General features: G+C 63.9%; 15 protein-coding genes. 4 read left to right on the forward strand and 11 right to left on the reverse strand.

Annotated features, from left to right (window positions below):
• Positions 1–122: 122 nt before the first annotated feature.
• From PAN08_RS09595 to PAN08_RS09620, 6 genes are read right to left on the reverse strand one after another with little or no spacing between them, the layout of a single operon-like run.
• Positions 123–1,379, reverse strand: a complete 1,257-nt coding sequence (locus PAN08_RS09595; RefSeq protein WP_269791297.1) for a cysteine desulfurase — start codon at positions 1,377–1,379, stop codon at positions 123–125.
• A complete protein-coding gene (gene sufD / locus PAN08_RS09600) occupies positions 1,376–2,638 on the reverse strand; it encodes a Fe-S cluster assembly protein SufD (RefSeq protein ID WP_269791298.1) in 1,263 nt (420 codons plus the stop codon). The genes PAN08_RS09595 and sufD overlap by 4 nt, the downstream gene beginning before the upstream one ends.
• Positions 2,638–3,402, reverse strand: coding sequence for a Fe-S cluster assembly ATPase SufC (sufC, locus tag PAN08_RS09605; RefSeq protein ID WP_269791299.1), 765 nt, complete (start codon positions 3,400–3,402; stop codon positions 2,638–2,640). The genes sufD and sufC overlap by 1 nt, the downstream gene beginning before the upstream one ends.
• Positions 3,403–3,438: 36 nt before the next feature.
• Positions 3,439–3,849 carry a lysozyme inhibitor LprI family protein gene (locus PAN08_RS09610; protein ID WP_269791300.1) on the reverse strand — a complete coding sequence of 137 codons (411 nt, stop codon included), beginning with the start codon at positions 3,847–3,849 and terminating at the stop codon, positions 3,439–3,441.
• Entirely contained in the window at positions 3,846–5,321 is a 1,476-nt protein-coding gene (gene sufB / locus PAN08_RS09615) for a Fe-S cluster assembly protein SufB (RefSeq protein WP_269791301.1), read from the reverse strand. Before sufB ends, PAN08_RS09610 begins: the two co-directional genes overlap by 4 nt.
• 18 nt (positions 5,322–5,339) lie before the next feature.
• The gene (locus tag PAN08_RS09620) at positions 5,340–5,786 is read right to left on the reverse strand and encodes an SUF system Fe-S cluster assembly regulator (protein ID WP_269791302.1); all 447 of its coding nucleotides are present in this window, start codon (positions 5,784–5,786) and stop codon (positions 5,340–5,342) included.
• Between the two features lie 229 nt (positions 5,787–6,015).
• Between PAN08_RS09620 and PAN08_RS09625 the strand changes: the two genes are divergently transcribed.
• Entirely contained in the window at positions 6,016–6,483 is a 468-nt protein-coding gene (locus PAN08_RS09625; protein ID WP_269791303.1) for an SET domain-containing protein-lysine N-methyltransferase, read from the forward strand.
• Between the two features lie 89 nt (positions 6,484–6,572).
• Here PAN08_RS09625 and PAN08_RS09630 read toward each other — a convergent pair whose 3' ends face one another.
• The 3 genes from PAN08_RS09630 to PAN08_RS09640 form a co-directional block, all read right to left on the reverse strand.
• Positions 6,573–7,157: a DUF1439 domain-containing protein gene (locus PAN08_RS09630; RefSeq protein ID WP_269791304.1), complete on the reverse strand. Its 585-nt coding sequence runs from the start codon at positions 7,155–7,157 to the stop codon at positions 6,573–6,575.
• A 95-nt stretch (positions 7,158–7,252) separates the two neighbouring features.
• On the reverse strand, positions 7,253–7,558 hold the full coding sequence (locus tag PAN08_RS09635; protein ID WP_269791305.1) for a DUF3861 family protein: 306 nt from the start codon (positions 7,556–7,558) through the stop codon (positions 7,253–7,255).
• Positions 7,559–7,835: 277 nt separating this feature from the next.
• Positions 7,836–8,234, reverse strand: coding sequence for an HU family DNA-binding protein (locus tag PAN08_RS09640; RefSeq protein ID WP_269791306.1), 399 nt, complete (start codon positions 8,232–8,234; stop codon positions 7,836–7,838).
• Between the two features lie 303 nt (positions 8,235–8,537).
• Between PAN08_RS09640 and PAN08_RS09645 the strand changes: the two genes are divergently transcribed.
• From PAN08_RS09645 to PAN08_RS09655, 3 genes are all read left to right on the forward strand, one after another.
• On the forward strand, positions 8,538–8,972 hold the full coding sequence (locus PAN08_RS09645; RefSeq protein WP_269791307.1) for an OsmC family protein: 435 nt from the start codon (positions 8,538–8,540) through the stop codon (positions 8,970–8,972).
• A gap of 109 nt (positions 8,973–9,081) precedes the next feature.
• A complete protein-coding gene (locus PAN08_RS09650; RefSeq protein ID WP_269791308.1) occupies positions 9,082–9,762 on the forward strand; it encodes a glycine zipper 2TM domain-containing protein in 681 nt (226 codons plus the stop codon).
• Positions 9,763–9,850: 88 nt separating this feature from the next.
• On the forward strand, positions 9,851–11,536 hold the full coding sequence (locus tag PAN08_RS09655; protein WP_269791309.1) for an amidohydrolase: 1,686 nt from the start codon (positions 9,851–9,853) through the stop codon (positions 11,534–11,536).
• Positions 11,537–11,662: 126 nt separating this feature from the next.
• Here PAN08_RS09655 and PAN08_RS09660 read toward each other — a convergent pair whose 3' ends face one another.
• On the reverse strand, positions 11,663–13,324 hold the full coding sequence (locus PAN08_RS09660; RefSeq protein WP_269791310.1) for a fatty acid--CoA ligase: 1,662 nt from the start codon (positions 13,322–13,324) through the stop codon (positions 11,663–11,665).
• Positions 13,325–13,356: 32 nt separating this feature from the next.
• A complete protein-coding gene (locus tag PAN08_RS09665) occupies positions 13,357–15,201 on the reverse strand; it encodes a 3-hydroxybutyrate oligomer hydrolase family protein (protein WP_269791311.1) in 1,845 nt (614 codons plus the stop codon).
• Positions 15,202–15,213 lie beyond the last annotated feature (12 nt).

Raw genomic sequence — 15,213 nt, forward strand, 5'->3', positions numbered from 1 at the left:
CAACAGTTCAAACCCGCCAGAACGTGTTTGCCTGGGGTGCCGTAGTTGCCCGGATGGTAAGGACTGTAGGAGCGTGACGGTTGCGGCGTCACCGCACACGTACCATCACGCACTGCTGGGTTTCAGCCCAGCAGCGTGCGCACTTTCTTCAGCGCGGCCATGAACGACTCGATCTCTTCGTGCGTGTTGTAGAACGCGAGCGAGGCGCGGCAGGTGGCGGCGACGCCGTAGTACTGCAGCAGCGGGTGCGCGCAGTGTTGGCCGGAACGTACCGCGACGCCCTGCAGGTCGAGCAGGGTGGCCAGATCGTGTGAATGCGCACCTTCCACCAGAAACGACACCACGGCCGCCTTGTGCGGTGTGGTACCGAAGATGCGCACGCCTTCCACGCGCTGCAGCTCTTCGGTGAAATGCGCCAGCAATTCCTGCTCGCGCGCTTCGATATGCTCGCGGCCCAGCGCTTCCAGGTAATCCACTGCCACGCCCAAGCCGACGAAGCCGGAGATGTTCGGCGTGCCCGCTTCAAACTTGTGCGGGGCATCGTTGAACACGGTGCCGTCGAAGCTGACTTCCTTGATCATCTCTCCGCCACCGATGAACGGCGGCATTTCCTGCAGCAGTTCGCGGCGTGCCCACAGCGCGCCGGTGCCGGTCGGGCCACACATCTTGTGGCCGGTGATCGCGTAGAAGTCGCAACCGATGGCGGCAACGTCCACACTCAGGTGCGGTGCCGCCTGCGAGCCATCGATCAGGGTGACGATGCCGCGCTTGCGTGCTTCGCGGCAGATCTCGCGGACCGGGTTGATGGTGCCCAGCACGTTGGAAACGTGGGTCAGCGCCAGCAGCTTCACGTCGGCGGTCATGGCGGCATGCAGCGCATCCATGTCCAGGCTGCCGTCCGGGCTGATTTCAGCCACGCGAATGGTGGCGCCGGTGCGCTGGGCGACCAACTGCCACGGCACGATGTTGGCGTGGTGCTCCATGCGCGAGACCAGGATGACGTCACCGGCCTTCAGGCGCGGCAGTGCCCACGAATAGGCCACCAGATTGATTGCGAAGGTAGTGCCGCTGCACAGCACCAGCTCATCGCCGCGCACGTTGAGGAAGCGCGCCAGCTTGGCGCGTGCGCCCTCGTAGGCTTCGGTGGCCTCGGTGCCCAGTGCATGCACCGCGCGGCTCACGTTGGCGTTGTAGCGGCGATAAAACTCATCCACCGCGCCGATCACCGGCAGCGGCTTCTGCGAGGTGTTGGCGTTGTCGAAGTACACCAGCGGCTTGCCGTTGACTTCACGCATCAGCAGCGGGAAGTCGGCGCGCACGCGCTCCCAATCGGGGGCGGTGGCTGGCGCCTGGATCGGGCGCGGGGAAGAGAGGTTCATACCATGCCTGCCTGCTGCAATGCCTGGTCCAGGTGGCGGGCCAGCTTCTCGGTGAGGATGCCTTCCACAGCTGCCAGCGGCTCGTGGCAGAACGCGGCACTCAGCATGGCGCGCGCCTGTTCGGACGGCACGCCGCGCGAGCGCAGGTAGAACAGCGCATTGGCATCGAGTTGGCCCACGGTGGCGCCGTGCGCGGCCTTGACCTCGTCGGCATCGATCACCAGCGTCGGCTGGGTATCGATCTCGGCATCGGCGGACAGCAGCAGGTTCTTGTTGGACAGATACGCATCGGTGCCGTCGGCGCCTTCGCGGATGTTGATGCCGCCATGGAACACCACGCGGCTGCGGTTGGCGGCCACGCCCCGCCACACCAGCTCGGCGCTGGTATCGCGGGCAATGTGCTCAATGCCCAGGCGCGTGTCGATGTGACGACGGCCCGTGCCCAGCAACACGCCGTTGGCGACGAGCTTGGCGTTGTCGCCTTCCAGCCGCACGTTCAACTCGTGGCGGCTCAGCGCGGCGCCCAGTTCCAGATCAATGCGGCGGTACTGCGCGTCGCGTGCCAGCACGGCATCGGTACGCAGCAGGTGGGTGGCACGCGGGCTGTCGGCCTGCACGCGGGCGTGCGAGAGCACGGCATCCTGCGCCAGGTGAACGTGCACCAGGGTGTTGTCCAAGTGCGCACTGTCGCCGGCCTGCAGGTGGTGTTCCACCAGGCCCAGCGAGGCGCCACGGCGCAGCTCGATGAAATGACGGTGATGCCAGGCACGGTCGACTTCATCCGGTGCGCTGACAAACACCAGGTGCAGCGGCGTATCGCTGTGAATGCCTTCGGCAACCTGCACCAGCACGCCTTCATCGGCGAGTGCTGCGTTGAGCTGGGCGAAGACCTCTTCTGCGCGGTTGAAGCGGCGGCCGAGGAAACGGGCAGCGTCCGGCTCCTGCTGTTTGACCGCAGACAGCAGGCGTACCTGCACGCCTGCATCCACGCCGGACAAGTCGCTATGTACATCGCTCGGGCGACCATTGACGAACACCAGACGCGGCGTCGGGATGTCGGCCAGCAGCGCGGCGTCGATATCCAACGCCTGCAGCGGTGCGGCGCTGAAGCTGCGGCGTTCGAGCTGGCGCAGTGAGGTGTACTTCCACGCTTCGTTGCGCGCGGCAGGCAGGCCAGTCTTCAGCGCGGCTTCGAGCACTTCGGCGCGCTCGTTGCTGCCGCAGAAACCAGCGGCCAGTGAGTCGAGCAGGGCAGTCATTACTTGGCTGCCTCGCGAACCACGCGGTCCTTCAGGAAATCGTAGCCGTGTGCTTCCAGCTCCAGCGCCAGTTCCGGGCCGCCGGTCTTGACGATGCGGCCATCGGCCAGCACATGCACCACGTCCGGCTTGATGTAGTCGAGCAGGCGCTGGTAGTGGGTGATGACCAGGAACGAGCGGTCGGGCGAACGCAGTGCGTTGACGCCGTCGGCCACGCTCTTGAGCGCATCGATGTCCAGGCCTGAATCGGTTTCGTCCAGGATTGCCAGCTTCGGCTCCAGCACGGCCAGCTGGAAGATCTCATTGCGCTTTTTCTCGCCGCCGGAGAAGCCTTCGTTGACGCCACGGTGGAGCAGCTCGTCCTTCAGGTGCAGCACGGCCAGCTTCTGGCGCACCAGCTTGAGGAACTGCATCGAATCCAGTTCTTCCTCGCCCCGCGCCTTGCGCTGCGCGTTGAGCGCGGCACGCAGGAAGTAGGTGTTGTTCACGCCGGGGATTTCCACCGGGTACTGGAACGCCAGGAACAGGCCGGCAGCAGCGCGTTCTTCCGGCGCCAGCTGCAGCAGGTCGTTGCCTTCAAACTGCACCAGGCCTTCGTTCACGTCGTAGCCTTCGCGGCCGGCCAGTACGTTGCCCAGCGTGGATTTGCCGGCGCCGTTGGGGCCCATGATGGCGTGGACTTCACCGGGCTTCACGTCCAGCGACAGGCCCTTGAGGATTTCCTTGTCGCCGATGCTTGCGTGGAGGTTTTCGATCTTCAGCATGAGGGTGCGGTCTTCAGTAAGTAGGGGGCAGGGCGATCAGAGATCGCCTTCGGCGCGGTCGATGAAGGTGGCGCGCAACCACTGGGTGCGCTGCCGGGTGAGTTCGGCCAGGGCGGCGGAATGCAGCATCGGGTACATCGACCCGTACAGCACGCGCGGGTTCTCATCCTTGCCGACCGGATAACGCGCTTCGACGTCAGCGTCGCGCAGCGGAACCCACAGGCGCTGGGCCGCGCGCAGTTTTTCGATGGCTACCGGCTGACCCTGCAACTGCTGCATCACCTGCCGGTACACGGCATTGAGCTCGGCATCGGCAGCCTGGGCCTCGCGGGCAACACATTCGTTGATGTCCAACTGCGTGACCGCGTCGGCACAGGCCTTGTCCTGCGATGCGGCAGAGGCGGCGAACGGCAGCAAGGCCAGCAGGAGAAGTGGCAGGCGGCTCATCCGACCGATCCTTCAAGCGACACTTCCAACAGCTTCTTGGCTTCCACGGCGAACTCCATCGGCAATTCCCTGAACACCTGCTTGCAGAAGCCGTCCACGATCATCGACACCGCGTTTTCCTGATCGATGCCGCGCGTGCGGCAATAGAACATCTGGTCGTCGGAAATCTTGGACGTGGTCGCCTCGTGCTCGACAGTGGCGCTGGGGTTCTTCACCTCGATATAGGGGAAGGTGTGGGCGCCGCACTTCTTGCCGATCAGCAACGAATCGCACTGGGTATAGTTGCGCGCGCCATCGGCACCGGCAGCCACTTTGACCAGGCCGCGATAGGTGTTCTGGCCCCGGCCGGCGCTGATGCCCTTGGAGATGATCTTGCTCTTGGTGCGCTTGCCGATGTGGATCATCTTGGTGCCGGTGTCGGCCTGCTGACGATGATGGGTAAGCGCCACCGAATGGAATTCACCCACCGAGTCATCGCCAAGCAATACGCAGGACGGGTACTTCCAGGTGATGGCTGAGCCGGTTTCCACCTGGGTCCAGGTCACCTTGGAGCGGTCACCGCGGCATTCGGCACGCTTGGTGACGAAGTTGTAGATGCCACCGACGCCGTTCTCATCGCCCGGGTACCAGTTCTGCACCGTCGAATACTTGATCTCGGCATCTTCCAGCGCCACCAGCTCGACCACCGCGGCGTGCAGCTGGTTTTCATCGCGCATCGGCGCGGTGCAGCCTTCCAGGTAGGACACGTACGCCTTGTCTTCGCAGATGATCAGCGTGCGCTCGAACTGCCCGGTGTTGCTGGCGTTGATGCGGAAATAGGTGCTCAGCTCCATCGGGCTGCGCACGCCGGCCGGCACGAACACAAAGCTGCCGTCGGAGAACACCGCCGAGTTGAGCGCGGCGAAATAGTTGTCGCCCACCGGCACCACGGTGCCCAGGTACTTGCGCACCAGCTCCGGGTATTCACGGATGGCTTCGGAGATCGAGCAGAAGATCACGCCCTTTTCGGCCAGTTCCTTGCGGAACGTGGTGCCGACGGAGACCGAGTCGAACACGGCATCCACCGCCACGCCGGCCAGCTTGGCCCGCTCATGCAGCGGCACGCCGAGCTTGTCGTAGGTGTCCAGCAGTTCCTGGGGCACTTCGTCCAGCGACTGGTACTTCGGGCCCTTGGGCGCGGAGAAGTAGCTCAACGCCTGCAGGTCGATCGGCTCGATTTCCAGCTTGGCCCAGTTCGGCTGCTGCATGGTCAGGAAGTGGCGGTAGGCGTCCAGGCGCCACTGCGTCATCCACTCCGGTTCTTCTTTCTTGGCCGACAGGGCGCGGATGACATCCTCGTTCAGGCCGGGCGCGAACGAGTCGGACTCAATGTCAGTGACAAAGCCCGCCTCGTACTTGCGGCCCAGCTGTTCGTGGATCTCACGGTTGGGGGTGTCGACGATGCCGGGGTTTTCAATAATTTCGGTGGCCATGGGGCTGCCTACTATGGTTCAGGAGACGACGTCGACGCTGATGCGGCGACGGTCGGCAAGCGGTAAGGGGTGCAGCATCTGGGCGAGGGTGACCGCGCGCAGGGCGTCGCTGACAACGTCGTTGATGAGCCGCCAGTTCGAGCGCACGCCGCATTGGCTGGCGATGCCGCAATGACTCTCACCTTGGCTGCATTCGGTAATCGCAAGCGGGCCTTCCATTGCCTCAACGATCTCGATCAGGGTGATTTCGCTGGCGGCGCGGGTCAGGCGGTAGCCGCCGCGCACGCCACGCAGGCCTTCCACCAGTCCGGCCTGGGCCAGGGGCTTGAGCAGCTTGCTGACGGTCGGCGGTTCCAGCCCGGCCGCTTCGGCCAGCTCGGTCGCGCTCAACACCTCGTCCGGCCGCGCGGCGAGCACGGTCATGACAACGGTTGCGTAATCGGTGAGCTTGGTGACGCGGAGCATTATTTGGCAGGGGGTAATCAATGCGGACCAAAATTGTACGCTTTGCGGGCGCCCGGTCCAAGTTTTCCTGTTCAGGTGGGGCTGGGGCCGGGCAATGAGAGGTGGGAAATGGGCGTGCAATGGGCGCCAACCGCGAGTTGCGCCGTTGTTCCCGAACCCTTGCTGCCTGTTTCCCGCTTGCGCTGTATGGGCGAGAATCCCCGCTTCTCATTAGATTTCGGTCAGATACATGCCCAAGAAAATCCAGGCGCGCAAATCCGCCATCCACGGCAACGGCGTGTTTTCGCTGGCAGCCATCAAGAAGGGCGAGCGCGTCATCGAGTACAAGGGCAAGCGCCGGAGCCACGAAGAAGTGGACGCCGACGATACGGGCGACGTGGAAAGCGGACATACCTTTCTGTTCACGCTCAACGATGAGTACGTCATCGACGCCAACCACAAAGGCAATGATGCGCGCTGGATCAACCACAGCTGCGACCCGAACTGCGAAGCGATGATCGAAGAAGTCGAAGGTGACGACCGCACCGCCGACAAGGTGTTCATCGAAGCGGTGCGTGACATCAAGCCCGGCGAAGAGCTGACCTACAACTACGGCATCACCCTGGCCGAGCGCCACACCGCGCGCCTGAAGAAGATCTGGGAATGCCGCTGCGGCTCGCCCAAGTGCACCGGCACCATGTTGCAGCCCAAGCGCTGATTCGTAAAACAGTGAGCAGGGGCAGGGAATGACCGTGCAGCAGGCATCACGCCGTTATTGCACCGTCATTCCCCGTTTCCCGGCCTTCGTCAGTTGCCCAACAAACCCTGCGGCACATAGCTGCCCAGGTTCTGGTTGAAGGTCACCGCGATGCGGCCGTTCTCGATGCCCACCGACTGCACCTGCAGCACGCCCATCACCTTGGCGATGGCCGGGTCGATCTTGTAGATCGGTTCGCGGCGTGCGTAGTCGGCCAGCCAGCTGTTGAGCAGGCTACGGGTGCTGGAGTCGATCTCGCCGCCGGCCATGGCCGGGCGGAAGTTGTCGACCGTGGGCTGGTCCAGGTGGAAGCCCTGTGTCTGCGGGTTGTAGCGCAAGCCGCTGCTGATCTGCACATTGCCAACCGGCATCGATGAACCACCGGCTGCCATGGCCAGGTCGAAGCCCAGATCCAGACGGCTGCCCTGCGGCAGGGTCAGGTGCGGTTGGCTGACGGTGAGTGCGAGCAGGCCGCCCAGCGCCTTCTGGGTGCGCGGGAAGCTGCCATCCAGGTATTGCTGCACATCGGCGGCGCCCACCGTCAATTGCTTGCCCTGCACCTGTGGTGCGGCGTGAGCGGTGGTGGCCAGGGCCACGCAGGCGATGGCGGGCAGAAGCAGGTGGCGCAGGTTCATCGGAGCGACTCGCGGCAATGGCAGGTAGGGATGCGCACGATAACCGGAACCGGTGAATGCTCAGTTAGTGGAAGCGCAACGTCACCAACAGCGGTTCATTCTTTACTGCGCAGCCCGTCGAGCTTGTGCAGCAGCTGACCCAGCTCTGGTTGGAGTGTGGCCAACGGGCTGTCGGCGCGCACCGACGTTTCCGCCAGGGCAGTGAGTAGGCCAGTGACCACGACCAGGCTGGCGTCGTCGTTGCAGGACAGGCGGCGCAGGCGCTGGGCGGATTCAAATTCGTGCATCCAGCTGTGCTGGCTGTGCTGCTCGAACTCGATGCTGCAGCGGCCGATGCACTGCTGGCCGTCGGTTTCGATGGGGGTGACGCTGATGCGATAGCGATGCTTGCTGCGGGTCATGGCGGCAACGTGACCTATGGGGGAGTGCTTACCATAGGCCCGCCCATGCGCCGGCACGAGGCGTTGAACCAACACGCTGTGTTCCAGTGTTTCAGGGGGCATTGCCGGTGGAACGCAGCGGCCCACGGGAGCGTTGGCACCTTGCTGCCGAGCCATGTTCGGCGGTGGCTTTCCCGATAAATCGACAGCGGAGTTTGGTTCCGCTCTACGGGAATGCGGGCAAAAAAAACGGGACGGCAATGCCGTCCCGTTTCGTCCGCCACAAGGGGCGCGCTGATTAGAGCGCGGCGTCCTTGAGCTTCTTGAGCGGGCGAACCTTCAGCTTGGTGGTAGCCGGCTTGGCGGCGAACCACTGCTCTTCCTTGGTGAACGGGTTGATGCCCTTGCGCTTCGGCTTGGCAGCAACGCTGACGGTGGTGATCTTCAGCAGGCCCGGCAGAGTGAAGCTGCCAGCGCCCTTCTTGTTGATCGAAGCAGCAACGGCGCCTTCCAGGGCGGCGAACACGGCGCGCACGTCCTTGGCAGCAACGGTGGTGGCTTCGGCGATGTGTGCAACCAGACCCGACTTGGTCAGGGCTTCCTTGATCGGCTTCGGTGCGGCCGGCTTTGCGGCGGCCTTGGTGGCGACTTTCTTCACTGCCTTCTTCGGGGCAGCCTTTTTAGCGGTCTTTGCCATGATTTCCTGTTCCATTGAACGGTTGGTTGTTTGGTCGTGCCGACCCCGTCGGCAAGCGAAATGTAGGGCATGAATTGCATGCCGCCAATAGGCAATCGATAAAAAACCCCATAAAAATTGCTTCTGAGTACCTTGTCGTCCCGCATGGATGGCGAAAGTGGCATGAAATCAGCGCTTCCGCGCGGGTATGCAGGCGCTTGTCCCGGTGTGTCCGTTTGCATGGCTGTGTACCCGCCGCGCCGCACAATGCGCTAACACGTGATGTTCTAAGGTGGCCCGGTGTCTACCAACAGGAGTCGTTCCATGGGTATTTCGCGCCACGCCACCGCACATTGGGAAGGGGACCTGAAGTCCGGCCAGGGCCGTTTGAGTACGCCACAAAGTGGCTTGATGGAGAACACGCGCTACGCCTTCAACAGCCGCTTCGGCGATGAGAAGGGCACCAATCCGGAGGAGCTGATCGCCGCCGCGCATGCGGGCTGCTTCACCATGGCGCTGTCGGCCAAACTGAGCGAGGCCGGTTTCCCGCCGACCTCGCTGGACACCCGTGCCGATGTCGACTTGTCCATGGACGGCGGGCCGCAGCTGTCGCAGATCCGTCTGAAGGTGAAGGCAGTGGTGCCGGGCCTGGACGAGACAAAGTTCCGCGCAATTGCCGATGACGCCAAGCAGAACTGTCCGGTGTCCAAGGCGCTCAGCGCGGTGCCGGTCAGTCTGGAAACCGAGTTTTCCGCCTGATTCATGAGACGGACGGGCGGGCCCTGTTGGTTGGGTCCGTCCGGTTCAGGCGTGTTTCACCCGATGCACCTGAGCATCGCCACATTCCAACCCGAGTGATCCTTCCGCCATGCTTCGTTCGCTGCCTTTTGCCGGTGTTCTGATCTTGGGCGGATTGACCGCTTTCAACGCCTCGGCCCAACGTTTCGATGACGGGCAATACCGCCCGGACCCACGCTATGACGACGGCCAGTACCGCCCGGGCAACACGCAGAACAACAACGGCCCGGCCTACGACTACGCCCGTGTGGTGCGGGTGGATCCGATCATCGTAGGTGGCGATCAGGGGCGTGGTGAGCGCTGTTACGAACGTAGTGACGGTGATTATGTCCAGGGCAATGACGGCAACGGCTATCGCAACGACGGCTATGTGGACCGTGGCTATGACAATGGCGGCTATCAGCGCACTGGCAACGAATCCGGTCGGCAGATCGCCACGGTGATCGGTGGCCTGGCCGGCGCGGTACTGGGCAGCCGCATCGGTGGCGGCGATGGCCGCTATATCGGCACTGCGGTGGGCACCCTTGCCGGTGGTGCCGCCGGGCGGGCCATCTACGATGCCAACAATCGCACCCAGGATTACCGTCGTGGTGATGTGCGCGTGTGTGAGCCAAGCGGCTACGGCAGCGAGAGCGAGCGCGTTGACGGCTATGACGTCACTTACGAATATGCCGGCCGCGAGTACCGCACCCGCCGCGATTACCACCCTGGCGAGCGCATCCGTGTGCGCGTGGACGTCAGCGCCGACTGATTCGGCGGTCAGCTTCGCACCTTGATGGTTTGTCACGCCTGCGCGATGACGGCATAGTCGCCGCACATCCTGTTCAGGAGTGCCTGCAATGCGTCGTGTCGCCTGTCTTGCCCTGTTGCTCCCCTGTCTGCCGTTGAGCCCGGCCCATGCCGAAGTGCGGGTACTGGTGGCCGATACCATCCGCACCGGTGATCCCGCCCAACCCGTGGCCGGGGCTCTGGCCTGGGATACCGACAGTGGCCGGCTGCTGGATGTAGGCAGTGCCGAGGCCATGCTGAAGCTCTATCCCGATGCGCCGCGCATCAATGCCGGTGAAGCCACGGTAGTGCCGGGGTTGATCGACGCGCACGCGCACCTGGTTTACCTCGGTGACGCGCTGGCACAGACGGACCTTTCCGGGGCGCGCAGCCGTGCCGAAGTGGTAGCGCGGTTGCAGGCGTTCGAAAAGAACCTGGCGCCGGGTGAGTGGTTGCTGGGAGCAGGCTGGGACCAGAACCGCTGGGACGACACCGCGTTCCCGACTGTGGCCGACCTTGACGCAGCCTTCCCGGACCGTCCGTTGTACCTGGACCGCATTGACGGCCATGCCGGCTGGGTCAACAGCGCGGCGCTCCGCGTCGCCGAGAAGGGCGGCAAATCATTGAGCGGCGACTGGCAACCGGAAGGCGGGCGCATCATGCGTGACGCTGCCGGCAAGCCGACCGGTGTGCTGGTTGATGGCGCTTCAACGTTGGTCCGCGCGCATATCCCGCCGCTGGAGGATGCTGCCCGCGAGAAGCGCCTGACGGCCGCGCTGCAGGCAGCCGTAAGCAACGGTTTGACCGGTGTGCATGACATGGGCGTGTCGCGCGGGGATCTGGCGCTGATGAAGCGGCTGGCCGACCAGGGCAAGTTGCCGCTGCGCATTGATGCCTATGCCAACGGCAACCAGGGCGCGCTCGACGATTTGTGCTCGAACGGTCTCTATACCCATGCCGGTGGCCGGCTGCAGATGCATGGCGTGAAGCTGTTCATGGATGGCGCACTGGGTAGCCGTGGCGCGGCGATGTTGGCCGACTACAGCGATGACCCGCATAACCGTGGCCTGCTGGTGACGTCGCCGGCGGATTTTGAAGTGGCAGTGCGCAAGGCTGACGGCTGCAAGGTGCAGGTGGCCACGCACGCCATTGGCGATCGCGGCAACCGCATCGTGCTGGATACCTACGAAAAAGTGCTGGGCGCGCACAAGAGCGATGACCACCGCTGGCGCGTAGAGCACGCGCAGGTGGTGTCGCTGGAGGACATTCCGCGTTTCGCCAAGCTGGGCGTCATCGCCTCGATGCAGCCGACGCACGCCACCTCGGACATGGGCTGGGCCGAGCAGCGGGTAGGGCCGGAACGAGTGAAGGGTGCTTATGCCTGGCAGCGCTACCTGCACAGCGGCGCGCGGCTGGCATTGGGTTCGGATTTCCCGGTGGAGCAGGTTGATCCACGGCTAGGGCTCTATTCGGCGGTGACCCGGCAGGACCGTGATGGTCGGCCGCCGGGTGGCTGGCAGCCGGAACAGCGTTTGAGTGCCGAAGAAGCATTGCGTGGTTTCACCAGCGACGCTGCGTGGGCCGGCCATGACGAAGCCCAGGTCGGCAAGCTGCAACGCGGCCTGCGCGCGGATTTCGTGGTGTTCGACCAGGATCCGCTGAAGGTGCCGGCCGAGCAGTTGGACGACTTGAAGGTGCTGTCGACCTGGGTGGATGGTGAGCCGGTTTACAAGGCTGCTGTCGCACCTGAGGGTTGAAGCCAGCCGGGATGGCGGCTCAAGCCCCCGAAACGAATGCTGCAGGACGGAAGTACCGTCCTGCAGCGAGAAGTTTGGACGCGGGGTGCTGTGTTCCTGTAGATGTCTCGCCCGTAGGCCGGTGCATCAAGTGCCGGTTTCACCTGTTGGCTGGTCGTGCAGATCGCGCAGCTTCCGCTTGTTGATTTTGCCCACGCTGGTGCGTTCGATCGAATCGACAAACCGCACCCGCTCTGGAATCGCATAGCGGGAAATGTCACCGGATCGACTGCGCGCTGTCACCAGCTCGATGATCTCGCTTTCGGTCAACTCGCTGCCGGCATGCTTGACCACCAGTGGCAGTGGTCGCTCGCCCCATTTCGCGTCAGCGATACCGATGACCGCAACCTCACTGACCGAGGGGTGCATTGAAATGATGTCTTCCAGCGCAAGCGAGGAGATCCATTCGCCCCCGGTTTTGATGACGTCCTTGATGCGGTCGGTCACGCGCAGGTAGCCACCGGTGTCGATATTGCCGATGTCGCCGGTATGCAGGTAGCCGCCTTCCCACAACGCAGCGGAAGCGTCTGGGTTGTGCAGATAGCCTTGGGTAAGCCAGGGGGCACGCACCACGACTTCACCGGTTGCAGTGCCATCGTGGGCGACGTCGTTCATGTCTTCGTCGACGATACGCAGGTCTACCAGCGGTATCGGGATGCCGGCCTTGGTCCGCAGGGACAGTGCTTCGTCAGAACCGGCCAGCGCCTCGGTATCGATCTGGGCAAGGGTAAGGACCGGGCAGGTCTCGGACATGCCGTAGCCACCGAAGATGTCGATGCCACGTGCCAGGGCCTGTTGCGCCAACGCACGCGGCAGCGCCGCGCCGCCGATGATGACTTTCCATCCGCGCAGATTGGTATCTGCTGCCGCAGGGTGCGCCAGCAGCATATGCAGGATGGTCGGCACGCAGTGCGAGAACGTCACTTTTTCCCGCGCGATGAGTTCCAGCAATCGCCCCGGCAGGTAGCGGCCCGGATAGACCTGCTTGATGCCCATCAGCGTGGCCACATACGGCACTCCCCATGCATGGACATGGAACATGGGTGTGATTGGCATGTAGACATCATCACGGTGCAGGCGGCCTTGCGTTGCCGCGCTGCCCAGTGCTGCCATTGCGGCCAGCGAATGCAGCACCAGCTGCCGATGGCTGAAGTAAACGCCCTTTGGCAGGCCGGTGGTGCCGGTTGTATAGAACATCGTGGCGCGGGTGTTTTCGTCGAAATCCGGGAAGCTGCTGACCGGCTCGGCTTGCTTCAGGCCCGCTTCGTACTCTGTGGCGAAACCCTCCGGCAGCTGGCCACCTTCGTCGTCCAGCAGAATCCGCGTGCGCAGATCCGGCAGTTGCTCGTCGATGCCTTCGAGCACCTGCAGGAATTCGCGATTGGCCAGGATTACCCGTGCGCCGCTGTGGTTCAACGTGTAGGCGATCTGTTCCGGTGCCAGCCGGATGTTCACCATCATCAACACCGCGCCGATCATCGGTACCGCGAAATAGCTTTCCAGATAGCGGTGGCTGTCCCAGTCCATCACCGCCACCGCATCACCGGGTTTCACCCCCAACGATTGCAATAGGCCCGCCAATTGGCTGATGCGTGCATGCAGCGTGCGGTAGTCGTAGCGCACGTTGTCGCCGTAGACGATCTCTTGTTCGGGCCGCACCGCCAGCGAGGTATGCAGCAGCTGCTTGATCAGCAGCGGATAGGCGTAGGCGCCGGGATCGGGCGGGTTTGATGATGCGGAAGAAGACATGTGGATTCCTGAAGGGCGGCGTGGGGCGGCCGTCAGCGGCTGGAAACAGCGGGAATGGACAACTGCGCAGGCTGCAGCGGTGCGTCCGCACGCGGCGTTGTTTCGATCAGCGCGTCCTGTGGCAGGCCGCGCGTGGGATCTTCAAGGTGGGCCCACACCTGGTCCATCGCCGCGAACATGTAAGGCAGCAGCGGCACATAGCGCTTGCGGTAGTCCGGGAACGCCAGCAGCGAATCGAAGTGCTGTGCATTGCTTATCCGCCAGTAGGCGATCTGTGCACCGGCAGCGCGTGCCTGAGGTACATAGCGGTCGCTGGTCATGCTGATCGGCACCAGCCCATCGTCGATGCCATGAATGACCACGATTGGCAGGCCGGGGCGGGGAGCGTTGGCTGTTGCGTTGGCGATGCCGGCACGCACACGTTTGGCGTCGGCACTGTCGCCGGTCCACAGCGCACGCAGGCAGCTCAGGCCGCGCAATGGCTCATCCGGCGCCAACACCGCGTTACCGTCCACCAGTGTCACGCCGCTGCCGGGCGGAATGCCACTGGCTTCGCTCCACCAGCTCGCGCGTAGCTCGGCTGCCGCAGGGCCGGGCTTGCCATCGGGGCCGGTGGCCGGGAATGTGTAAGCGCAAGGATGTTCGCCTGCGGCATAGCGGCCATAGGCCGAGGCATACGTCGCCGCAATCGCACGCCACAGATCGAAGCCGGTCGAAAACGCACCTGCACGCAGCGCGCCATCGCTCAGGCCTGCCTTCGCAAGCTGCTCTCGTGCCGACTGCGCCTGTGCAACGACGTCCTCGCCCTGCACCAGCCCAGCGGTTTTCAGTAAAGCGCATTGACGAGCCCCTGCGGGCTGCGTTTGTGCATGCAGGGGCGGCTGTGGCAGATCATCCAGCGCAAGCAGTGCGCAGGGCATCAGCAGCGCGGCCTGGGTCACGAAGTCGTACAGCGGCGCTGCGCCCGCGACCGATACATTGGGTTCACCAGCCACCATTGCATCAAACCAGTCGCCTTGGATCTCAGCGGCACGCAACACGGCGCCGCCACCGTTGGAGACGCCCACGCCAAGCGTGCGCGTGTTGGCCGGCGTAAATGGTGCCGATTGCGGGTAGGCGCGATCCAACGCCTGCAACCCGAATTGCACTGCCTGCAACAGATGCTGGCCCCAGTCCGCTTCGGGGTTGTCGCCCGAATGCGCATGCTTGAACGCAATGCCATGCGAGGTTTCCACAGCTTCCGGCGTAAACGCCAGCGCGCCTTGGGCGGCTGGCGTGCCATCGGCTTGGAAGCCGAGCTTGGCCTCCAGGTCGTAGTAGTCGCTGCCGGCGCCCTTGTCGGTGTAGGCCACGGCACATCCGTGGGCCAAACCCCAACTGCCAGCGACGGAGATCGCACCATAAATGCCACGGGAGCCGGATGACGCCGTTGCTACCAGACAGCGCCGTGAGGGATCGAAGTTGTCGGGTACCTGCACCAGCACGCGATGTGGGTGGCGCGCCCCGGCAATGCGGGCGTAGGCAGAGAACTCGCGTCCCGGCGAAGACTGGACCGTGCCGTAGTTGTCGCCGAAGCCACCGCCAGGCGTCAGATCGGCGATGCCGCGCCAACTGCTCCAGATAGCGCGCTGTCTTGCTTCTGCGGCGGTAGGCAGGGCAGGGTTGGTGAATGCCGGCCCCTTGGTGGAGCGCAGGCCTTCGAGCCCCAGCCCCGCGGTCAGCAGGTCATCGTTGGCGCGGTGCTGGGTTTCACGCCACTGCTCGAACACGGGTGTTGCAGCGGCTGCGCGCAGGTCAGCGGCTTCGGCGACGGAGACGCAGCCAGACAACAGCGGCAGCGCGGCACAAAACAGGGAGACACGACGGGGAATGTTCATCGCTCCACACTA

This window comes from Stenotrophomonas sp. Iso1, from assembly GCF_027497995.1.
Taxonomy (GTDB): Bacteria; Pseudomonadota; Gammaproteobacteria; order Xanthomonadales; family Xanthomonadaceae; genus Stenotrophomonas.